Annotated in this window: 17 protein-coding genes and 2 pseudogenes; 13 read left to right on the plus strand and 6 right to left on the minus strand. The window is 61.8% G+C overall.

Translation table 11 applies throughout. From position 1 onward, the window contains the following. Positions 1-39: 39 nt before the first annotated feature. Positions 40-1080 carry a threonine aldolase family protein gene (locus ACZZ0K_RS26365; protein ID WP_016772826.1) on the minus strand — a complete coding sequence of 347 codons (1041 nt, stop codon included), beginning with the start codon at positions 1078-1080 and terminating at the stop codon, positions 40-42. 126 nt (positions 1081-1206) lie between these two features. On the opposite strand from ACZZ0K_RS26365, the gene ACZZ0K_RS26370 reads away from it, so the two are divergent. The 9 genes and pseudogenes from ACZZ0K_RS26370 to ACZZ0K_RS26410 all read left to right on the plus strand — a co-directional run bounded on the left by ACZZ0K_RS26370 (position 1207) and on the right by ACZZ0K_RS26410 (position 12018). Further along, positions 1207-1917: a conjugal transfer protein TraX gene (locus ACZZ0K_RS26370; protein WP_258707290.1), complete on the plus strand. Its 711-nt coding sequence runs from the start codon at positions 1207-1209 to the stop codon at positions 1915-1917. A 256-nt stretch (positions 1918-2173) separates the two neighbouring features. Beyond that, positions 2174-3427, plus strand: coding sequence for a serine hydroxymethyltransferase (gene glyA, locus ACZZ0K_RS26375; protein WP_024014589.1), 1254 nt, complete (start codon positions 2174-2176; stop codon positions 3425-3427). Positions 3428-3448: 21 nt separating this feature from the next. Further along, a pseudogene (locus ACZZ0K_RS26380) lies at positions 3449-4698 on the plus strand (sarcosine oxidase subunit beta family protein). Positions 4699-4712: 14 nt separating this feature from the next. Beyond that, the gene (locus ACZZ0K_RS26385; protein ID WP_016772830.1) at positions 4713-5042 is read left to right on the plus strand and encodes a sarcosine oxidase subunit delta; all 330 of its coding nucleotides are present in this window, start codon (positions 4713-4715) and stop codon (positions 5040-5042) included. Then, positions 5039-8056, plus strand: coding sequence for a sarcosine oxidase subunit alpha (locus tag ACZZ0K_RS26390; RefSeq protein WP_258707289.1), 3018 nt, complete (start codon positions 5039-5041; stop codon positions 8054-8056). The genes ACZZ0K_RS26385 and ACZZ0K_RS26390 overlap by 4 nt, the downstream gene beginning before the upstream one ends. A gap of 142 nt (positions 8057-8198) precedes the next feature. Next, on the plus strand, positions 8199-8831 hold the full coding sequence (locus tag ACZZ0K_RS26395; RefSeq protein ID WP_041476747.1) for a sarcosine oxidase subunit gamma: 633 nt from the start codon (positions 8199-8201) through the stop codon (positions 8829-8831). A gap of 214 nt (positions 8832-9045) precedes the next feature. Continuing rightward, positions 9046-9902: pseudogene (gene purU / locus ACZZ0K_RS26400) on the plus strand (formyltetrahydrofolate deformylase). A gap of 174 nt (positions 9903-10076) precedes the next feature. Next, entirely contained in the window at positions 10077-11276 is a 1200-nt protein-coding gene (gene fdhA, locus ACZZ0K_RS26405; protein ID WP_463559679.1) for a formaldehyde dehydrogenase, glutathione-independent, read from the plus strand. 184 nt (positions 11277-11460) lie between these two features. Then, positions 11461-12018 carry a DUF2780 domain-containing protein gene (locus ACZZ0K_RS26410; protein ID WP_016772837.1) on the plus strand — a complete coding sequence of 186 codons (558 nt, stop codon included), beginning with the start codon at positions 11461-11463 and terminating at the stop codon, positions 12016-12018. A 1-nt stretch (position 12019) separates the two neighbouring features. Here the strand turns inward: ACZZ0K_RS26410 and ACZZ0K_RS26415 are convergent, their stop codons facing one another. Continuing rightward, positions 12020-12907 (minus strand): acyltransferase, encoded by an 888-nt coding sequence (locus ACZZ0K_RS26415; RefSeq protein ID WP_258707288.1) that lies wholly within the window; start codon positions 12905-12907, stop codon positions 12020-12022. Positions 12908-13165: 258 nt separating this feature from the next. Between ACZZ0K_RS26415 and rloA2 the strand changes: the two genes are divergently transcribed. From rloA2 to creD, 4 genes are all read left to right on the plus strand, one after another. Then, positions 13166-13672: a retropepsin-like aspartic peptidase RloA2 gene (gene rloA2, locus ACZZ0K_RS26420; RefSeq protein ID WP_016772839.1), complete on the plus strand. Its 507-nt coding sequence runs from the start codon at positions 13166-13168 to the stop codon at positions 13670-13672. Between the two features lie 69 nt (positions 13673-13741). After that, entirely contained in the window at positions 13742-14422 is a 681-nt protein-coding gene (creB, locus tag ACZZ0K_RS26425; protein WP_024014583.1) for a two-component system response regulator CreB, read from the plus strand. Then, positions 14422-15840, plus strand: a complete 1419-nt coding sequence (gene creC, locus ACZZ0K_RS26430; protein WP_041476741.1) for a two-component system sensor histidine kinase CreC — start codon at positions 14422-14424, stop codon at positions 15838-15840. Before creB ends, creC begins: the two co-directional genes overlap by 1 nt. A gap of 131 nt (positions 15841-15971) precedes the next feature. After that, on the plus strand, positions 15972-17339 hold the full coding sequence (gene creD, locus ACZZ0K_RS26435) for a cell envelope integrity protein CreD (protein ID WP_258707287.1): 1368 nt from the start codon (positions 15972-15974) through the stop codon (positions 17337-17339). A 199-nt stretch (positions 17340-17538) separates the two neighbouring features. On the opposite strand, the gene ACZZ0K_RS26440 is transcribed toward creD, so the two are convergent. The 4 genes from ACZZ0K_RS26440 to ACZZ0K_RS26455 all read right to left on the minus strand — a co-directional run bounded on the left by ACZZ0K_RS26440 (position 17539) and on the right by ACZZ0K_RS26455 (position 22139). Then, the gene (locus ACZZ0K_RS26440) at positions 17539-18168 is read right to left on the minus strand and encodes a glutathione S-transferase (protein ID WP_095181385.1); all 630 of its coding nucleotides are present in this window, start codon (positions 18166-18168) and stop codon (positions 17539-17541) included. Positions 18169-18331: 163 nt separating this feature from the next. Then, positions 18332-18511, minus strand: a complete 180-nt coding sequence (locus ACZZ0K_RS26445) for a hypothetical protein (RefSeq protein WP_095181386.1) — start codon at positions 18509-18511, stop codon at positions 18332-18334. Then, positions 18508-19638: a PepSY-associated TM helix domain-containing protein gene (locus ACZZ0K_RS26450; RefSeq protein ID WP_258707286.1), complete on the minus strand. Its 1131-nt coding sequence runs from the start codon at positions 19636-19638 to the stop codon at positions 18508-18510. Before ACZZ0K_RS26450 ends, ACZZ0K_RS26445 begins: the two co-directional genes overlap by 4 nt. A gap of 74 nt (positions 19639-19712) precedes the next feature. Then, on the minus strand, positions 19713-22139 hold the full coding sequence (locus ACZZ0K_RS26455) for a TonB-dependent siderophore receptor (RefSeq protein WP_258707285.1): 2427 nt from the start codon (positions 22137-22139) through the stop codon (positions 19713-19715). Between the last annotated feature and the right edge of the window lie 200 nt (positions 22140-22339).

Consider the following 22339-nt stretch of genomic DNA (forward strand, 5'->3'; position numbering starts at 1 on the left):
ATTCCCGTGCTGAGCATGGGAATGCAACTTGGGAGGGAATCAGGCCGACATGACCTCGCGAATATCGCGCGCCAGTTCGCGCACGCGCTCTTCTTCGGTGTCCCAGGAGCACATGAAGCGTGCGCCGCCCTTGCCGATGAAGGTGTAGAAGCGCCAGTTCTTTGCAGTCAACGCAGCGATGGCCGGCTCGGACAGTTGCAGGAACACGCCGTTGGCCTGAACTGGGAACATCAGTTCGACCCCGGGAATGTCGCTGACCAGTTCTGCCAGCAGTTGCGCGCAGTGGTTGGCGTGGCGGGCGTATTTGAGCCAGGCGTCGTTTTCCAGAATGCCGACCCACGGTGCCGACAAAAAGCGCATCTTCGACGCCAGTTGCCCGGCCTGCTTGCAGCGGTAGTCGAAGTCTTCGGCCAGTTTGTGGTTGAAGAACAGGATCGCTTCACCCACCGCCATGCCGTTTTTCGTGCCGCCGAAGCACAGCACGTCGACGCCGGCTTTCCAGGTCAGGTCGGCGGGCGAGCAGCCGAGGAATGCGCAGGCGTTGGAGAACCGCGCGCCGTCCATGTGCAGATGCAGGCCCAGCTCCTTGCAGGTTGCGCTGATGGCGCGGACTTCTTCCGGGGTGTACACACTGCCGACTTCGGTTGCTTGAGTCAGGGTCACCACGCGCGGTTTCGGGTAATGGATGTCCTGACGCTTGAGCGCGACTTCGCGGATCGATTGCGGGGTGATCTTGCCGTTTTCGGTGCCGGCGATCAGCAGCTTCGAGCCGTTGGAGAAGAATTCCGGAGCGCCGCATTCGTCGGTTTCGACGTGGGCGGTTTCCGAGCAGATCACGCTGTGGTAACTCTGGCACAGCGACGACAGGGCCAGCGAGTTGGCGGCGGTGCCGTTGAAGGCGAAGAACACTTCGCAGTCGGTTTCGAACAGTTTGCGGAAATGATCGGCCGCGCGGGCGGTCCATTCATCGTCGCCGTAAGCGCGCTGGTGGCCGTGGTTGGCCTGTTCCATGGCGGCCCAGGCTTCAGGGCAGATCCCGGAATAGTTGTCGCTGGCGAATTGTTGGCTCTTGTCGGTCATGGCCGGCTTCCGTAATCGAGACTCTTGTGAAGGCTCGTGGTCAATGAGGATGCGCACTTTACCGAAGATCTTCCGGGGAGCACATGCAATGTCGGGTGGGGAAAATTACCAGTTTATGGGCCGATTATGCACCTGAGCCAACGCGACGGTGCCCTGGATCTGCTCAAGTGGCTGGCGCTGCTGAGCATGTTGCTCGATCACCTGCGATATGTCGGCTTCTCCGCCGATTGGCTGTATGTGCCAGGTCGCCTTGCATTTCCGTGGTTTTGCCTGGCGATGGCGGCGAATCTGGCCCGGGACGATTCGCGCAAGATGGAATGGCGCTATCTGGGCTGGCTGGTGCTGTTCAGCGCCATCAGCGAAATCCCTTATCGCTTTTATATCCCCGACCCTGACACGTTCAACGTAATGCCGACGCTGGCGCTGGGCTTGCTGGTGGCGCGTGGCTGGCAGGATTCAGCATCGGTGGCGCGATTGCTCGCACTGGCCGCGCTGGTGGTTGCGGCGGTTTTTTCAGAACGACTGATGTTCGGTTTCTTCGGCGTATTGTTGCCGTTGGCGCTGCTGCTGGTGTTCCGCCGATCCTGGTATTTCAGCCTGTTGCCGGGGCTGGTGTGTCTGGCGGCGAACCAATGGCAGGTGCTGCTCGAGTCGGCGCGGTTCGGCAACAGCGTGGCGATTCTCGGCCTGGCGACATGTCTGTTTGCGCCGATGCTGGGAATGTTCTTTTTGCGACATGGGCGACATCTGCAGCCACCACCGATGCGGCGCTGGGCCTATGCGCTGTATCCCGCGCATTTCCTCCTGCTGCTTGCCATCCGCCAAATCATCGCCTGACCCCTGTAGGAGCTGCCGAAGGCTGCGATCCTTTGATCTTCAAAGTCAAAGTCAAAAGATCGCAGCCTTCGGCAGCTCCTACAGGGGAGTGCATTCTTCGGGTCATTTCCAGCCATGTCGTAAACGCACCTTTGCGTGGCGCGCGCAGGCATTTGAGCTGTCTGTGCCGGTCATACCATCGCATCAAAGGGCACTGCCATCATTGCCAGTGCCTTACCGAGACGAATGGCGCACAGATGCCGCTGGGAGAGACGCGATGTTCAGCAAGCAAGACCAGATCCAGGGTTACGACGATGCACTGCTGGCGGCGATGAATGCCGAGGAGCAACGTCAGGAAGATCACATCGAGCTGATCGCGTCGGAGAACTACACCAGCAAACGCGTGATGCAAGCGCAGGGCAGCGGCCTCACCAACAAATACGCCGAAGGCTATCCGGGCAAGCGCTACTACGGTGGCTGCGAGCATGTGGACAAAGTCGAAGCACTGGCCATCGAACGCGCCAAGCAACTGTTCGGTGCCGACTACGCCAACGTCCAGCCGCACTCCGGTTCTTCGGCCAACAGCGCCGTGTATCTGGCGCTGATCCAGCCGGGTGACACTATCCTCGGCATGAGCCTGGCCCACGGCGGTCACCTGACCCACGGCGCCAAAGTGTCGTCCTCGGGCAAGCTCTACAACGCCGTGCAGTACGGCATCAACACCGACACCGGACTGATCGACTACGACGAAGTCGAGCGTCTGGCGGTCGAGTGCAAACCGAAAATGATCGTTGCCGGTTTCTCCGCTTACTCGAAGACTCTGGACTTCCCGCGCTTCCGTCAGATCGCCGACAAGGTTGGTGCACTGCTGTTCGTCGACATGGCCCACGTCGCCGGTCTGGTCGCTGCTGGCCTGTATCCGAACCCGCTGCCGTACGCCGATGTGGTCACCACCACCACGCACAAGACCCTGCGCGGTCCGCGTGGCGGGCTGATCCTGGCCAAGTCCAACGAAGAGATCGAGAAAAAGCTCAACGCGGCCGTTTTCCCCGGCGCCCAGGGCGGTCCGCTGATGCACGTCATTGCCGGTAAAGCAGTGTGCTTCAAGGAAGCGCTGGAGCCTGGCTTCAAGGCTTATCAGCAACAAGTGATCGACAACGCCCAGGCGATGGCCAGCGTGTTCATCAAGCGTGGCTACGATGTGGTCTCCGGCGGCACCGACAACCATCTGTTCCTGGTCAGCCTGATTCGTCAGGGCCTGACCGGCAAGGACGCCGATGCCGCGCTGGGCCGTGCCCACATCACCGTGAACAAGAACGCCGTGCCGAACGACCCGCAGTCGCCGTTCGTGACCTCGGGCCTGCGCATCGGCACCCCGGCGGTGACCACGCGCGGCTTCAAGGTCAGCCAGTGCGAAACCCTCGCCGGCTGGATCTGCGACATCCTCGACAACCTCGGCGACGCCGATGTCGAGGCCAATGTCGCCCAGCAGGTCTCGGCCCTGTGCGCAGACTTCCCGGTTTATCGCTGAGTCGGTTTTGGAGTAATGACTATGCAACGCTATTCCGGCTTCGGCCTGTTCAAACACTCGCTCAGCCACCACGAAAACTGGCAGCGCATGTGGCGCACGCCCACCCCGAAAAAGTCTACGACGTGGTCATCGTCGGCGGCGGCGGGCACGGCCTGGCGACGGCCTACTATCTGGCCAAGGAGCACGGCATCACCAATGTCGCCGTGGTCGAGAAGGGCTGGCTGGGCGGCGGTAACACCGCGCGCAACACCACCATCGTGCGCTCCAACTACCTGTGGGACGAGTCGGCGCACCTCTACGAACACGCGATGAAATTGTGGGAAGGCCTGTCGCAGGATCTCAACTACAACGTGATGTTCTCCCAGCGTGGCGTCTACAACCTGTGCCACACCCTGCAGGACATCCGTGATTCCGAGCGTCGGGTCAGTGCCAACCGCCTCAACGGAGTCGACGGCGAATTGCTCGACGCCAAGCAGGTTGCGGACGAGATTCCGTACCTGGACTGCTCGAAAAACACCCGCTACCCGATCATGGGCGCGACCGTGCAGCGTCGCGGCGGCGTCGCCCGTCACGATGCCGTGGCGTGGGGCTTCGCGCGTGCCGCCGATGCCTTGGGCGTGGACCTGATCCAGCAGACCGAAGTGATCGGTTTCCGCAAGGAAAACGGTGTGTGCATCGGCGTCGAAACCAACAAGGGTTTTATCGGCGCCAAGCGCGTCGGCGTGGTGACGGCCGGTAACTCCGGGCACATGGCCAAGCTTGCCGGTTTCCGCCTGCCGATCGAATCCTACCCGCTGCAAGCGCTGGTGTCCGAGCCGATCAAGCCGATTATCGACAGCGTGATCATGTCCAACGCCGTACACGGTTACATCAGCCAGTCCGACAAGGGCGACCTGGTGATCGGCGCCGGTATCGACGGTTACAACGGCTACGGCCAGCGTGGTTCGTACCCGGTGATCGAACACACCATTCAGGCCATCGTCGAGATGTTCCCGGTGTTGTCCCGCGTACGCATGAACCGCCAGTGGGGCGGCATCGTCGACACCACCCCGGACGCCTGCCCGATCATTTCCAAGACGCCGGTACCAAACATGTTCTTCAACTGCGGTTGGGGCACCGGCGGTTTCAAAGCCACACCTGGCTCGGGCAACGTGTTTGCCGCGAGTCTGGCCAAGGGTGAAATGCACCCATTGGCTGCACCTTTCTCCATCGACCGTTTCCACAACGGTGCGTTGATCGATGAACACGGCGCTGCTGCGGTTGCCCACTAACAGGAGAAATCCCCATGTTGCATATCTTCTGTCCTCACTGCGGCGAACTGCGCTCTGAAGAGGAATTCCACGCATCCGGTCAGGCGCATATCCCGCGTCCGCTGGATCCGAACGCCTGCACCGATGAGGAGTGGGGTGACTACATGTTCTTCCGCGATAACCCGCGCGGTCTGCACCACGAGTTGTGGGACCACGTTGCCGGTTGCCGCCAGTACTTCAACGTCACTCGCGATACCGTGACCTACGAGATTCTCGAGAGCTACAAGATCGGCGAGAAGCCGCAATTCACCGACAAGGCTGGCACTGCGAAAACAGCCACGACGGCGCTGGGAGAGAAGGTATGAGCCAGACCAATCGCCTGTCCAACGGTGGACGGATCGACCGCAACAAAGTGCTGAGCTTCACCTTCAACGGCCAGACCTACAAAGGCTATGAAGGCGACTCGCTGGCCGCTGCCCTGATCGCCAACGGCGTCGACATCATCGGCCGCAGCTTCAAGTATTCGCGCCCTCGCGGCATCTTCGCGGCTGGTTCCGAAGAGCCGAACGCGGTGCTGCAGATCGGTGCTACCGAAGCCACGCAGATTCCCAACGTGCGCGCCACGCAACAGGCGTTGTATCAGGGTCTGGTCGCCACCAGCACCAACGGCTGGCCGAGCGTCAACAACGACATGATGGGCATTCTCGGCAAGGTCGGCGGCAAGCTGATGCCGCCGGGTTTCTACTACAAAACCTTCATGTACCCGCAATCGTTCTGGATGACTTACGAGAAGTACATTCGCAAGGCTGCCGGCCTCGGCCGTTCGCCGACCGAGAACGATCCGGACACCTACGACTACATGAACCAGCACTGCGACGTGCTGATCGTCGGCGCTGGCCCGGCCGGTCTCGCCGCTGCCCTGGCCGCTGCGCGCAGCGGTGCCCGCGTGATTCTGGCCGATGAGCAGGAAGAGTTCGGCGGCAGCCTGCTCGACTCGCGCGAAAGCCTCGACGGCAAACCGGCGATTGAATGGGTCGCCAGTGTCATCGCTGAATTGAAGAACACTCCGGACGTGCTGCTGTTGCCGCGCGCCACGGTCAACGGCTACCACGACCACAACTTCCTGACCATTCACGAACGCCTCACCGATCACCTCGGTGACCGCGCGCCGATCGGACAGGTGCGTCAGCGCATCCACCGTGTCCGCGCCAAGCGCGTGGTGCTGGCGACTGGCGCCCACGAGCGTCCGCTGGTCTACGGCAACAACGACGTGCCGGGCAACATGCTCGCTGGCGCGGTGTCGACTTACGTGCGTCGTTATGGCGTAGCGCCAGGCAAGAAACTGGTGCTCTCGACCAACAACGATCACGCCTACCGCGTCGCTCTGGATTGGCTCGATGCCAGTCTGCAAGTGGTCGCCATCGCTGATGCCCGCAGCAATCCGCGCGGTGCATTGGTCGAAGAAGCGCGCGCCAAAGGCATTCGCATCCTCACCGGCAGCGCCGTCATCGAAGTGCGTGGCAGCAAGCGTGTGACCGCTGCCCGCGTCGCCGCGATTGACGTAAAGGCCCACGCCGTGACCAGTCCGGGCGAATGGCTCGACTGCGATCTGGTGGCCAGCTCCGGTGGTTACAGCCCGGTGGTTCACCTGGCTTCGCACCTCGGTGGCAAACCGGTCTGGCGCGAAGACATTCTCGGTTTCGTGCCGGGCGAAGCACCGCAGAAACGCGTGTGCGTCGGTGGCATCAATGGCGTCTACGCGCTCGGCGATTCGCTGGCCGACGGTTTTGAAGGTGGCGTGCGCGCTGCCGCCGAAGCCGGTTTCCAGACCGTCGAAGGCGTGTTGCCGAAAGCCCTGAGCCGTCTCGAAGAGCCGACCCTGGCGCTGTTCCAGGTGCCGCACGAGAAGAACTCGGCGCGTGCCCCGAAGCAATTCGTCGACTTCCAGAACGACGTCACCGCCGGTGGTATCGAATTGGCGACCCGTGAAGGATTCGAGTCGGTCGAGCACGTCAAACGCTACACCGCGCTGGGCTTCGGCACCGATCAGGGCAAGCTCGGCAACGTCAACGGTCTGGCCATTGCCGCCCGTTCGCTGAACGTGACCATCCCGCAGATGGGCACCACCATGTTCCGTCCGAACTACACGCCGGTGACCTTCGGCGCCGTGGCCGGTCGACACTGCGGGCACATCTTCGAACCGGTGCGCTACACCGCGCTGCATGCCTGGCATGTGAAGAACGGCGCCGAGTTTGAAGACGTCGGTCAGTGGAAGCGTCCCTGGTACTTCCCGAAAAACGGTGAAGACCTGCACGCGGCGGTCAAGCGCGAATGCAAAGCCGTGCGCGACAGCGTTGGCCTGCTCGATGCTTCGACCCTCGGCAAGATCGACATTCAAGGCCCGGATGCCCGCGAGTTTCTCAACCGCGTGTACACCAACGCCTGGACCAAGCTCGACGTGGGCAAGGCTCGCTACGGTCTGATGTGCAAGGAAGACGGCATGGTCTTCGACGACGGTGTGACGGCGTGTCTGGCCGACAACCATTTCGTCATGACCACCACCACCGGCGGCGCGGCTCGCGTGCTGCAGTGGCTGGAGCTGTACCACCAGACCGAATGGCCGGATATGAAGGTGTACTTCACCTCCGTTACCGATCACTGGGCGACCATGACCCTGTCCGGGCCGAACAGCCGCAAGCTGCTCAGCGCCGTGACCGACATTGATCTCAGCAACGAAGCGTTCCCGTTCATGACCTGGAAAGAAGGTCTGGTCGGCGATGTGCCGGCGCGGGTGTTCCGTATCTCGTTCACCGGTGAGCTGTCGTACGAAGTCAACGTGCAGGCCGATTATGCGATGGGCGTGCTGGAGAAAATCGTCGAGGCCGGCAAGCAGTACAACCTGACGCCGTACGGCACCGAAACCATGCACGTGCTGCGGGCCGAGAAGGGCTTCATCATCGTCGGTCAGGACACCGACGGCTCGATGACCCCGGACGACCTGAACATGGGCTGGTGTGTCGGTCGCACCAAACCGTTCTCGTGGATCGGCCAGCGCGGCATGAACCGCGAAGATTGCGTGAAAGACCAGCGCAAACAACTGGTGGGCCTCAAGCCGATCGATCCGACCAAATGGCTGCCGGAAGGTGCGCAGCTGGTGTTCAACACCAAACAGGCGATCCCGATGACCATGGTCGGCCACGTGACCTCGAGTTACGCGCACAACTCCCTCGGTTATTCGTTTGCCATGGGTGTGGTCAAGGGCGGTCTCAAGCGCATGGGCGAGCGGGTGTTCGCACCGCTGGCCGATGGCAGCGTGATCGAGGCGGAAATCGTTTCTTCGGTGTTCTTCGATCCGAAGGGTGATCGGCAGAACATCTGACAACCTCGGGAGCGGTGGGCGGGCGGCTATTCGCGAGCAGGCTCGCTCCCACATTCGATCGCGTTCCCCTGTGGGAGCGAGCCTGCTCGCGAAGGCGGCGGCACAGCAACCACAGGAACCAACAGAATTCAGAAGGTGCTTTATGACCACAGCCAATGTTTACCAACAACGCCCGACCACTGGCGCCAAGGCCGAATCGTCGCTGCACCATGCCGACCTCGCCAGCCTGGTCGGCAAGGGCCGCAAGAACGCCGGCGTGATCGTGCGGGAAAAGAAACTCCTCGGCCACCTGACCATTCGTGGTGATGGTCACGATGCCGCGTTCGCTGCCGGTGTGCACAAGGCGCTTGGCATTGAATTGCCCGGTGCGCTGAGCGTAATCGTCAAAGGCGAAACCAGCCTGCAATGGATGGGCCCGGACGAGTGGCTGCTGATCGTGCCAAGCGGTGAGGAATTCGCCGCCGAGCAGAAACTGCGCGAAGCGCTGGGCGATCTGCACATTGCCATCGTCAACGTCAGCGGCGGCCAGCAGATTCTCGAATTAAGCGGCCCGAACGTGCGTCAGGTGCTGATGAAGTCGACCAGCTACGACGTGCACCCGAACAACTTCCCGGTCGGCAAAGCGGTGGGCACGGTGTTCGCCAAGTCGCAGTTGATGATTCGTCATACCGCCGAAGACACCTGGGAACTGCTGATCCGGCGCAGTTTCTCGGATTACTGGTGGTTGTGGTTGCAGGATGCTTCGGCCGAGTACGGGCTGAGCGTTCAGGCCTGAAGATCAAAAGCCACCCCCTCACCCCAGCCCTCTCCCCCTGAGGGGGAGAGGGGGAAAGGGAGCAGATTTGTGTGTTTTTCGAGCCTGAGTTCGACGCGCTATTTCAGGTCGGCGTAGCTCGAAAGAACGCCTCACCCTAGCCCTCTCCCTCTGGGAGAGGGCTAGGGTGAGGGAAAACCTGACACCCCGCACAACGAACAGGAGTCACCGCACCATGAGCCGCGCCCCAGACACATGGATTCTGACCGCCGACTGCCCCAGCGTCCTCGGCACGGTGGACGCGGTCACGCGTTTTCTGTTCGAGCAGGGCTGCTACGTCACCGAGCACCATTCGTTCGATGACCGCCTCTCCGGGCGTTTCTTCATTCGCGTGGAATTCCGTCAGCCCGACGGCTTCGACGAACAATCCTTCCGCGCCGGGCTGGCCGAGCGCGGGCAGGCGTTCGGCATGCTCTTCGAACTGACCGCACCGAACTACCGGCCGAAAGTGGTGATCATGGTCTCCAAGGCCGATCACTGCCTCAACGACTTGCTCTATCGCCAGCGCATCGGCCAGTTGTCGATGGACGTCGCGGCGGTGGTGTCCAACCATCCGGATCTCAAGCCGTTGGCCGACTGGCACCAGATTCCCTACTACCATTTCCCTCTCGACCCCAATGACAAGCCGGCGCAGGAGCGTCAGGTCTGGCAGGTGATCGAAGAAGCCGGCGCCGAACTGGTGATCCTCGCCCGCTACATGCAGGTGCTATCGCCGGAGCTGTGCCGCAAGCTCGACGGCAAGGCGATCAACATTCATCACTCGCTGTTGCCGGGCTTCAAGGGCGCCAAGCCTTATCACCAGGCTTACAACAAGGGCGTGAAACTGGTGGGCGCGACGGCGCATTACATCAACAACGACCTCGACGAGGGGCCGATCATCGCCCAGGGCGTCGAGGCGGTGGATCACAGTCATTACCCCGAGGATCTGATTGCCAAAGGGCGGGATATCGAAGGCCTGACCTTGGCGCGGGCGGTTGGGTATCACATCGAAAGACGAGTTTTTTGAACGCCAACAGAACCGTCGTTCTCTAGATCGCTTTCGCGAGCAGGCTCGCTCCCACAGGGTATGCATTCCAATGTGGGAGCGAGCCTGCTCGCGAAGGGGCCGTAACAAACAACGCAAGACCAACAAGCAATACCCGAGCACTCAACGCGCTGCCCAACCGGGGCAACGCAGTTCCATAAAAACAACAGCGAGGTGAAAGCATGTCTGGCAATCGTGGTGTGGTGTATCTCGGCGCTGGCAAGGTCGAAGTACAGAAAATCGACTACCCGAAAATGCAGGACCCGCGCGGTCGCAAGATCGAGCATGGGGTCATTCTCAAAGTGGTTTCCACCAACATCTGCGGCTCCGACCAGCATATGGTGCGCGGCCGGACCACGGCGCAGGCCGGTCTGGTGCTGGGCCATGAGATCACCGGCGAGGTGATCGAAAAGGGCTCCGACGTCGAAAACCTGAAGATCGGCGATTTGGTCTCCGTTCCGTTCAACGTGGCTTGCGGGCGCTGCCGTTCCTGCAAAGAGCAACACACCGGCGTCTGCCTGACCGTCAACCCGGCCCGTGCCGGCGGCGCATACGGTTACGTCGACATGGGCGACTGGACCGGTGGCCAGGCTGAATACGTGCTGGTGCCGTACGCCGACTTCAACCTGCTGAAACTGCCGGATCGCGACAAGGCCATGGAGAAAATCCGCGACCTGACCTGCCTCTCCGACATCCTCCCGACCGGCTATCACGGCGCCGTCACTGCCGGCGTCGGTCCGGGCAGCAGCGTTTACATTGCCGGCGCCGGTCCGGTCGGCCTCGCCGCTGCCGCTTCCGCACGTTTGCTCGGTGCGGCGGTGGTGATCGTCGGCGACGTCAACACCATCCGCCTGGCCCACGCCAAGGCCCAGGGCTTTGAGGTCGTCGACCTGTCCAAAGACACCCCGCTGCACGAACAGATCGCCGCGCTGCTGGGCGAGCCGGAAGTCGATTGCGCGGTGGACTGCGTTGGCTTTGAAGCACGCGGCCACGGCCACGACGGCGTCAAGGCCGAAGCCCCGGCCACGGTGCTCAACTCACTGATGGGCGTGGTGCGCGTTGCCGGCAAGATCGGTATCCCCGGCCTGTACGTCACCGAAGATCCGGGCGCCGTCGACGCTGCCGCGAAAATGGGCAGCCTGAGCATCCGCTTCGGCCTGGGCTGGGCCAAATCCCACAGCTTCCACACCGGCCAGACTCCAGTGATGAAGTACAACCGCCAGTTGATGCAGGCGATCATGTGGGACCGCATCAACATTGCCGAAGTGGTCGGCGTGCAAGTGATCAGCCTCGATCAGGCGCCAGAAGGTTACGGCGAGTTCGATGCGGGCGTGCCGAAGAAGTTTGTGATTGATCCGCATAAGTTGTTCAGTGCGGCGTAAGGTTTTACCGCAACGCAAAACGGCGACCTCAGGGTCGCCGTTTTTATTGCCGCGTTTTCACATTTTCTCGACGGACCGTGGCTGAGAATGGACTTGCAACCCGGAACATGCCACCGGATCACCGGTCAAACCGGCAGTTTCGTCGCCGTTGTCCGGCGGCTGCTTTTCCCAAGAGGATGTCTGAATGAAGATTTCACGCGGTTTTGCCTTGGCATCGCTCCTGACTCTGGCCGCCGGGCCGGTGTTTGCCGGTTTCAGTTTGAACGACGTGGCCGGTGCGGTAGCGGGGATGCAAGGTGGTGACAAGGCGGCCGCTGCAGCGCCGACTTCGGAGACCGCTGGTTTGTTGAGTGCTTTGAGTGCGCTGGACGTCACGCCGGAGCAGGCCGTTGGCGGTACCAGTGCGATGCTTGGGCTGGCGAAGAATCAGTTGAGCAGCACCGACTACTCGCAACTGGCCAAGGAAGTGCCGGGCATCGACAAACTGTCCGGTGGCAGCGGCAATCTGGCGGCGCTCGGGGCTTTGCTCGGTTCGTCCGGCAAGTCCGCAGGTCTTGAAAATGCGCTGGGCAATGTCAAAGACACTAACGACCTGAACAACGCGTTCAGCGCGCTGGGCATGGACAGCGGCATGATCGGCCAGTTTGCCCCGGTGTTGCTGCAATATCTCGGTCAGCAGGGCGTCGGTGGTTCGCTGTTGAGCAGCCTGGGCAGCATCTGGGGCACCGGCACCGGCACTTGAGTCAGCCGCGCTCGTTGCGCAGCTCGACGATGCGCTGATCCTTCTCGGTCCAGAGCTGGTTGACCCAGTTCTGGACGTATTGGCGAAAGGCCGGATCCTTCTCGTAATCGCCCTGCCACAGCGCCGGGTCGAGTTCGCGGGTCCTGATGTCGATGATCACTCGCGGCACGTTGCCGCTGATCAGGTCCCAGAAGCCCGGGATTTTTTCCTGCGGATACACCACCGTCACATCGAGCATCGCGTCGAGCTGTTCACCCATCGCCGCCAGCACGAACGCCACGCCGCCGGCCTTGGGTTTGAGCAAGTGGTTGAACGGTGATTCCTGTTGGGTGCTTTTCGCCAGGGTGTAGCGCGTGCCTTCCAGATAATTCACCACCGTCACCGGCTGGCGCTTGAACAGCTCGCACGCCGCTTTGGTGATTTCCAGATCCTTGCCTGCCAGCTCTGGGTTCTTTGCCAGAAAGGCTTTGGTGTAGCGCTTCATGAACGGGTAATCCAGCGCCCACCACGCCAAGCCCAGGAACGGCACCCAGATCAGCTCTTTCTTCAGAAAGAACTTGAAGAACGGCGTGCGCCGGTTGAAGGTCTGGATCAGTGCCGGAATGTCGACCCACGATTGATGGTTGCTGACCACCAGATAGGACGTGTCGCGGCGCAGATCGTCGCCGCCGCGAATGTCCCATTGCGTCGGGATGCACAGCCGGAAGATCAGCTTGTCGATCTCGGCCCAGGTCTCGGCGATCCACATCACCGCCCCCGATGCGTAATCCCGCCAGCGCCCGGGTGCGACCAGTTTGAGCAGGGCAAACACCATCAATGGCCCGATCAGGACCAGGGTGTTGAGCAACAGCAGCAGGGTGACGAAACAGCCGGTGAGCAGGCGGCGCATAAGCAACTCTATGAAGTGGCAGGGGCGAGCCATGATAAGCAGCTTCGCGCGACAGGCCAAATCGGCGCTGACGAATGTTTCACTTCAGTCCCGTTAACCTGATCGTTCCCACGCTCTGCGTGGTAACGCCGCCCGGGACGCTCCGCGTCCCCTGTGACGCAGAGCGTCACTGGATGCATTCCTACGCAGAGCGTGGGAACGATCAACCGCGCGACGGTCTAAAATGCCGTTGCCCAACCTCCCAAGGAAGCCCCTTACGTGAAATCCCTCCTTGCTCTGTTTGCCCTCGTCGCGCTTCCGGTCATGGCCGCCGAGCCGACGCTGTACGGTCGCTACGAATACATCGCGCTGCCGGAAATCGGTGGCGAAGTGCTCAAGGCCAAGATGGACACTGGCGCGCTGACCGCCTCGCTGTCGGCCAAGGACATCGAGACCTTCACCCGTGATGGCGAAGACTGGGTGCGTTTTCGCCTCGCCACCAAGGACGCCAGCAACAAGGTTTTCGAGCACAAGGTCGCGCGGATCAGCAAGATCAAAAGCCGTTCCGACGAGGACGATGAAGAGCGCGACAGCAGCGATGTCGCCAAGCGCCCGGTGGTCGATCTGGAACTGTGCCTGGGCAACGTCAAGCGCACCGTCGAGGTCAACCTGACCGACCGCAGCCACTTCAACTATCCGCTGCTGATCGGCGCCAAGGCCTTGCGCGAGTTCGGCGCGGCGGTAAACCCGGCGCGGCGCTACACCGCCGACAAGCCTGACTGCTAAGTGGTCTGATTGACGTAACCCCGGGCTTGGGGCACCGTTCGCGCACTAACTGCCACGGGCTCGGACGCCATGCCGCACATCCTGATTGTCGAAGACGAAGCGGCAATAGCCGACACACTGATTTTTGCCTTGCAGGGCGAGGGGTTCAGCACCACGTGGCTGAACCTCGGCGCGGCGGCGCTGGAGCATCAGCGGCAGACGCCGGCCGACCTGATCATTCTCGATATCGGTTTGCCGGACATCAGCGGCTTCGAGACTTGCAAGCAACTGCGGCGCTTCACGGAGGTGCCGGTGCTGTTTCTCAGCGCCCGCGACGCCGAGATCGACCGCGTGGTGGGTCTGGAGATCGGTGCCGACGATTACGTGGTCAAGCCGTTCAGCCCGCGTGAAGTGGCGGCGCGGGTCAAAGCCATCCTCAAACGCATGGCGCCGCGCGCAACCCTGGAAGCAGGCTCAACGCTGTTTCGCATCGATGCCGAACGCGTACAGATCAGCTATCGCGGCCAGCCGCTGAGCCTGACCCGCCATGAATTCCGCTTGTTGCAATGCCTGCTCGAACAACCTGAGCGAGTGTTCAGCCGCGAGCAATTGCTCGATGCGCTGGGCGTAGCGGCAGACGCCGGTTACGAACGCAGCATCGACAGCCACATCAAAAGCCTGCGCGCCAAGTTGCGCCTGGTGCGCGCCGAGGCCGAGCCGATCCAGACCCATCGCGGCCTCGGTTACAGCTACAGCCCGGGGCACAGCTGATGTCGCTGGGGCTGCGGATCTTTCTGGTGTACGTGCTGTTTGTCGGCCTGACCGGTTATTTCGTCCTCAACACGGTCATGGAAGAAATCCGCCCCGGCGTGCGTCAGTCCACCGAAGAGACGCTGGTGGACACTGCCAACCTGATGGCAGAAATCCTGCGCGACGATTTCAAGGCCGGCACCCTCAGCGAGAACCGCTGGCCGCAATTGCTCCGCGCCTATGGCGAGCGGCAGCCGCAAGCGACGATCTGGGGCTTGCCGAAAAATCAGGTCAACCACCGCATCTATGTCACCGACGCCAAGGGCATCGTCGTGCTCGACTCCAGCGGCGTCGCGGTCGGCCAGGATTATTCGCGCTGGAACGACGTCTACCTGACCCTGCGTGGCGAGTACGGCGCGCGCTCCAGCCGCAGTGATCCTGACGATCCGAGCTCTTCAGTGATGCACGTCGGTGCGCCGATCCGCGACAACGGCAGGATCATCGGCGTGGTCACCGTGGCCAAGCCCAACAGTTCGTTGCAACCCTACGTCGATCGCACCGAGCGGCGCTTGCTGTTTTACGGCGCCGGACTGATCGGCCTCGGTCTGCTGTTCGGCGCTTTGCTCTCATGGTGGCTTAGTCGTGCGCTGCACCGTTTGACCGGTTATGCCCAGGCGGTCAGCGAAGGCCGGCGCGTGGAAGTGCCGCATTATCGCGGCGGCGAGCTGGAGCAACTGGCCACGGCGGTCGAGCAGATGCGCACGCAGCTCGAAGGCAAGGCCTACGTCGAGCGTTATGTGCACACCCTGACCCATGAATTGAAAAGTCCGCTGGCGGCGATCCGGGGTGCGGCGGAGTTGCTGCAAAGCGAGATGCCGGCCGTCCAGCGTTTGCGCTTTGTCAGCAACATCGACAGCGAAAGCGCGCGGATGCAGCAGTTGATCGAGCGCCTGCTCAACCTGGCGCAAGTCGAACAACGCCAAGGGCTGGAAGAACGGGTGGCAGTGCCGCTGGCGCTGTTGGTCGCAGAACTGCTCAAGGCGCAGGCCGCGCGGATCGAGGGCAAACAACTGCGCGTCGAGCAAGCGATCGGCGAGGATCTGCTGTTGATTGGCGAGCCGTTTCTGCTGCGCCAGGCGTTGGGCAATCTGCTGGAAAACGCGTTGGATTTTACACCGGCGCAGGGCCTGCTGCGCTTGCGTGCCGAGCGGGTTGGCGAGCAGATCGAGTTCCGCCTGTTCAACCAGACCACGCCGATTCCCGATTACGCCTTGCCGCGTCTGACCGAACGCTTCTACTCGTTGCCGCGCCCGGACAGCGGACGCAAGAGCACCGGGCTGGGGCTGAACTTCGTTGAAGAAGTGGTCAAGTTGCATGGCGGGGTGATGCGCATTGGCAATGTCGAGGGCGGGGTTGAGGTGGTATTGCGCCTGCCTTGAAACCGAGTCGCGGCCTTCGCGAGCAGGCTCGCTCCCACAGGGGAATGCATTCTCCACACAATCTCCATATTCCCCCCACACTCCCACCACACCGCATCAGCAGACTCCCCCATCCAAACAGGGAGAGTCCCATGAACAAGAATCTGACCATCAAGCTCGGCGCGATTGCCTTGTTGATCCTGCTGTTGCTGATACCGCTGTTGATGATCGACGGCATCATCGACGAACGTCAGCAACTGCGCGACGGTGTGCTCGAAGACATCGCGCGCAGCTCCAGTTACAGCCAGCAGCTGACCGGGCCGGTGATGGTAGTGCCATATCGCAAGGTGGTGCGCACCTGGAAAACCAACGAGAAAACCAACAAGCGCTACGAGGAGATCGGCGAAGCGCGCGGGCGTCTGTACTTTCTGCCAGAGCGTTTTGAACTCGACGGCCAGGTGCAAACCGAACTGCGCAAACGCGGCATTTACGAGGCGCGACTGTTCCACGCCGACAACCGCATCGATGGGCATTTTTCCCTGCCGGCGCAGTTGGGCATCAAGGAAAATTTTGCCGATTATCAGTTCGATGCGCCGTTCCTGGCTGTGGGGATCAGCGACATTCGCGGCATCGAAAACGCGCTGAAACTCGAGCTCGCCGACCAGCAACTGGACTTCGTGCCAGGCAGTGAAGTGGCGTGGATCGGTGAGGGCGTACACGTGACTCTGCCGGCGCTCGACGCCAGCAAAGCCACGCAACTGACCTTCGGTTTCGACCTGCGCCTGCAAGGCACCGGCTCGCTGCGGGTGGTGCCGGTGGGCAAGACCAGCAGCGTCAGCCTCGCCGCCAATTGGCCGCACCCCAGCTTCGTCGGCAACTTCCTGCCGGCCAAGCGCGAGATCAACGATCAGGGTTTCAGTGCCGACTGGCAGACCTCGTTTTTTTCCACCAACCTGCAAGAGGCGATGGAGCGCTGCGTCGCTGGCGACTGTGACGCGCTTAACGGGCGCAGCTTCGGCGTGAGCTTCATCGACCCGGTGGATCAGTACCTGAAGAGCGACCGGGCGATCAAATACGCGCTGCTGTTCATCGTTCTGACATTCGCCGGTTTCTTCCTCTTCGAAGTGCTCAAGAGCCTGGCGGTGCACCCGGTGCAATATGCCTTGGTCGGTGTCGCGCTGGCGTTCTTTTACCTGCTGCTGTTGTCGCTGTCGGAACACATCGGTTTTGCGCTGGCGTATCTGTTGTCGGCGAGTGGCTGCGTGTTGCTGATCGGCTTCTATGTCAGCCACGTCCTGCGCAGCGCGCGGCATGGGTTGAGCTTCTCGGCCGGGCTGGCGGCGCTGTATGGCTTGCTGTACGGCTTGCTCAGCGCCGAGGATTACGCGCTGCTGATGGGCTCGTTGATGTTGTTCGGTCTGCTCGGGGTGTTCATGGTGCTGACGCGCAAACTGGACTGGTACGGGATTGGTTTGAAACCGGCCAAGCCGCTGGAGTTTGATGTGGAGGCGATGCAATGAGCGGGTTGAGGGCTGAGCGCAGGGAAGTGGCGGTTCTGCTGACGCTGATTGTTGCAGCGCTGCCGCCAGAACCGAGGTGGTGCCATCGCTGGCAAGCCAGCTCCCACAGGATATATGCCGACACACAGGTCAGCGGTCTGTCCCGATTCAATGTGGGAGCTGGCTTGCCAGCGATGGGGGCAGATCAGGCGCCGCAGAATCAGGGCTTGGGCATCGTCGCCACCATGGACGGTCGCTGACTCACTTCAAAATACCAGTTGGCCAGTTGCGGATTGGCCGCGCGCCAGTCCATGTCCGGGAAGCGCAGATCCAGATAACCCAGTGCGCAGGCCACGCTGATCGCCGCGACATCGAAATGGCTGGTCAGCTCGGCAATCGCTTCGTTCTCCAGCACGGCGAGGGCGCGGCGGATCTTGTCGCGCTGGGCGTCGAGCCATTCGTCCCAGTGTTTTTCCACCGGGCGCAGCACAGTTTCATAACGCACCATCACCGAGGCATCCATGATCCCGTCAGCCATCGACGCCAGGGTCAGGCGCCGCCAGCGCGCCGCACCTTCACGGGGGATCAGCGGATTGCCGACGTGCTGCTGATCGAGGTATTCGAGGATGACGCGGCTGTCATGGATGACATTGCCATCGGCCAGACGCAGGGCAGGGATCTTGCTCAGCGGGTTGTCGGCAATCAGCGCCGGGTTCGGGCTGACCGGGCTGAGCACGCAGTCCTGCAGCGCGACACGATCCTGCTGACCGGTTTCGTGCAGCAGCACCATGACTTTGCGGACAAAGGGCGACAGGGTGTTGTGGTACAGGGTCATGCTGGGGGCGGACATGGCAAGGTCTCGATCAGGACAATGATCGGGCAGCATAGCCTGCTCGCGTCCGGCGCAGAACCCATGTGGGAGCGAGCCTGCTCGCGAAGGCGTCGTGACAGTCGACTTTGATGTTTGAATGTCCGGGCGCTTTCGCGAGCAGGCTCGCTCCCACAAGGGATTCTCAGCGTCGCGGCAGTAAACCTCTTATCGCCAGAAATGCCGGCACGCCAAGCCCGACCCAGCTCAACGCATCCCAAATTCCATCCCCCAGCAACGCCGCAAACAGCCCCGCCGCACTGAGCAGGGCGATCACGATCGGTGTGCTGAAAACCTTCCAGAAACTCGACTGACGCGGCTTCATGCCGAGGCCTCCGCCGTTTCCAGAACAGGCTTGGCCGCCTTGCGCCGCACCACCCACAAATACACACCACTGGCCAGCACGATGATCGTCAGCACATCCAGCGTCGCCCAGAGAATCTTCATCGGCATGCCGCCGTAGTCACCAAAGTGCAGCGGCTGCGACATGCCCATGGCGTCCATGTACCACGGCCGTTCGGCCACGGCGGTGACCTGCAAGGTCGTGGCGTCGATCAGCACCGGCGTCAGCAGGTGCGAGGTCAGGTGCGTGCCGCCCTTCATGAACACCGAATAATGGTGCTCGCTGGAAAAACGGGTGCCGGGGAAGGCGATGAAATCCGGCTTCATCCCCGGTGCGACTTCCTCGGCGATGTCGAGCAGCCGCGTAGCCGGCGCCAGTTGAGTCAGCGGCGGCGCATCGCGATACGGCGCGATCAGGGTGGTCAGTGCATCGTTGCGCCAGGCGGCGATGAGCAGGTCGGCGCAGGCGCTGATCACCCCGGTCACGCCCACCACCAGGCACCAGGTCAAAGTGACGACGCCGATCAGGTTGTGCAGATCGAGCCAGCGCAGTCTTGTCGACTTGTCCTGGCGCACGGTGCCAAATTTCAAGCGGCGCATGAACGGCAGGTACAGCACCGTGCCGGAGACGATCGCCACGACAAACAGCAGCCCCATGAACGCCAGCAGCAGCTTGCCCGGCAGCCCGGCGAACATGTCGACGTGCAGACGCAGGATGAACAGCATCAAACCGCCATTTGCCGAAGGGGTTTCCAGCGCTTCGCCAGTACGCGCATCGAGCATGAAGGTGTGCGAAGAGTTCGGCTCGGTGTCGGCCGTCCTGGCCATGATCGCGAACGCCGCGTTCGGCTCTTCGTCGTCATAACCGAAGTACTGCATGACTTCGCCCGGGCGATGTTTCTGCGCGGCATCGACCAGTTGCTGCAGGTTGAGTTGCGGCGTGTCGGCCGGCATCTCGCGCAGCTCCGGGGCGTTGCCGAGCAAATGATCGATCTCGTGGCTGAAAATCAGCGGCAGACCGGTCAGTGCGAGCATCAGCAGAAACACCGTGCAGATCAGGCTGGTCCAGGTGTGGATGAACGACCAGCGGCGGATGGTTTTACTTTTCATTGCATGACCTTCAAAAACACCAAAGCCGTCCGGTACGGACGGCCTGGGAACAGGGCCTGTTTCAGCTCACTGGCTTACCACTTGTAAGTGGCGCTGGCGACGACACTGCGCTGGTCGCCGTAGTAGCAGTAGAAGCTGTCGCAGGTGGAAATGTAGTCCTTGTCGAACAGGTTGGTCGCGTTCACCGCCAGCGATGCACCTTTGAGACTGTTGTCCAGACGGCCGAGATCATAATGCACGCTGGCGTCGAACACGGTGTAAGCGTCAGCCTTGCCCAGCCAGGTGTTGGCCTTGTCGCCGTAGGTGTTGCCGGTGTAGCGCACGCCGGCGCCAATGCCGAAACCGTCGAGCACGCCGGCGTGCCAGGTGTAGTCGGTCCACAGCGAGGCTTGTTGGTTGGGCATCAGTTGCAGACGATTGCCCTTGTCGACGCCTTTCTGCACTTCGGACTTGGCCAGGGTGTAGGCGGCGATGACTTTGAGGTTGTCGGTCACATCCGACACGGCCTCGAGTTCCAGGCCTTTGACCTTCACTTCGCCGGTCTGGCTGGTCACCGAAACGTTGTTGACGAAGGTGTTCACCGCGACGTTCTTCTGGGTCAGGTCATACACGGCGGCGGTCAGCAGGGTCTTGCTGCCCGGAGGCTGGTACTTGATTCCCAATTCCCATTGCTTGCCTTCGGTTGGCTTGAGCGAGCCGGTCGAGGTGGCATCGGCGCCCGTGGTCGGCTGGAAGGATTCGGCGTAGGACAGGTACGGCACGAAGCCGTTGTCGAAGACGTAGCTGAGCGCCGCGTTGCCGCTGAATTTCTTGTCACGCTGAGTGTTGGTGGCGTCGCTCTGGTTGATGAATTGGGTGCTGGTGTGCACCCAGTCTTCACGGCCGCCGAGGGTCAGGCGCCACTGATCGAGGGCCATTTGGTCCTGCACGTAGAGGCCGGTCTGGTAGGTCTTCTGGTTGTAGTCGTAAAACGCGGTGGAGCGCGCCGGACGTACGATCGGCTGGCCGTAGATCGGGTTGATGACGTTGGTTTGCAGACCATCGCCAAAGATCGAGGTGTAGTTGGTGTTGCTGCGCTGGTGATCCAGACCCAGCAGCAAGGTATGGCGAATCTCACCCGTGGCGAAGTCGGCCTGGAAGTTGTTGTCCACGGCGAACTGGCTGATGTCTTCGTCGACGCTGGTGCTGGTGCGGCCGACGTTGCCCTCTGCATCCACGGTGGTGAACGGGTAGGAACCGGGGGTCAGCGACTGGAACGACAGGTCCGACTTGGTGTAGCGCAGGTTCTGCTTGAACTGCCAGACATCGTTCAACCGATGTTCGAAGGCATAACCCAGCGCGTAGTAGGTGCGGTCGTAGTATTCCCAATCCGGATCGCCGAGATTCTTGTGATGGGAAATATCACCGAGCGGCGATTTGATCTTCGTGCCCTGGATCGGCAGAAACTGGCTGGTGATGCCGGTGTCGTCGCGGGTGAACTGGCTCAGCAGAGTGAGTCTGGTGTCGTCATCGATGTTCCAGGTCAGGCTCGGCGCGATGTTGTAGCGCTTGTTGTCGACGTGATCGACCTGGGTGCCGCTGTCGCGCACCACGCCGCTGAGGCCATAGAGAAACTGCCCGGCGTCATCGATCTTGCCGGTGCTGGCGAAGTTGATCTGGCGGTGATTGTCGCTGCCGTATTGCAGCTGGATTTCGCTGCTGGCTTCAGCGCTCGGGCGGCGGCTGACCATGTCGAGCAAACCGCCCGGCGGGGTCTGGCCGTACACCGACGAAGCCGGGCCACGCAGCAGGGCGAGGCGGTCGAGGTTCCAGGTTTCCTGTTTCGGGTTGGCGTACACGCCTTTGGGCAGCGGCAGGCCATCGAGGAACTGGGTCGGCTCGAAACCACGCACGCGCAGCCAGTCGGCGCGGGTGTCGCTGCCGTAGCTGCTGGCGGTGATGCCCGGCATGTAGCGCACGGCGTCATCGAGGCTGTGCACGCTGCGGTCGTCCATTTGCTGGCGGGTCGCCACCGAGATCGAACGCGGTGCTTCGACCAGGGCGGTGTCGGTCTTGGTGCCGGCGGCGGTGCGAGTCGCGGTGTAGCCTTCGACCGGGCCCCAGGCGCTTTCGAAGTTTTCCACGCCGATGACCGAAGTTTCCGGCAGGGCCAGCGTGCCTTCAGGCACGGCCACCAAGGTGTAGGTGCCGGCGCTGCTCTGTTCCAGTTGCAGACCGGTACCGCGCAAGGCCGCGCGCAGGGCTCCGGCGGCGTCGTACTGGCCGTTGACCGGGGCCGAGGTCTTGCCGGCGGCCAGCGCAGGATTGAGCGACAGGGCGAGGCCGCTCTGGCTGGCGATCTGGTTCAGGGTGGTCGACAGCGGCGCCGCCGGCAGGTTGTAGGCGCGCACGCTGGACGCTTGCTCAGCGGCGAGCAACGGGCTGCTGATCAGCGGCGTGCCGAAAGCGATGGCAAAAGCCAGCAGACTGGGGCGCAACAAGGTGTCTGGCGAACGGGACATACGGCGGCTCCTGAATGGAAATATTTCTCAATTGCCTGTGTGCCGGACGAGATTGGAAAAGTGATAGGGCTGGGTGGAAATTATTTTTTGCTGGAAATGGTTGTGCGGCTGATGCCGTCATCGCGAGCAGGCTCGCTCCCACATTGATCGTTCCCACGCTACGCGTGGGAATGCCTCATTGGACGCTCTGCGTCCGCTTC

The sequence above is a fragment of the Pseudomonas sp. AC255 genome, assembly GCF_979258175.1.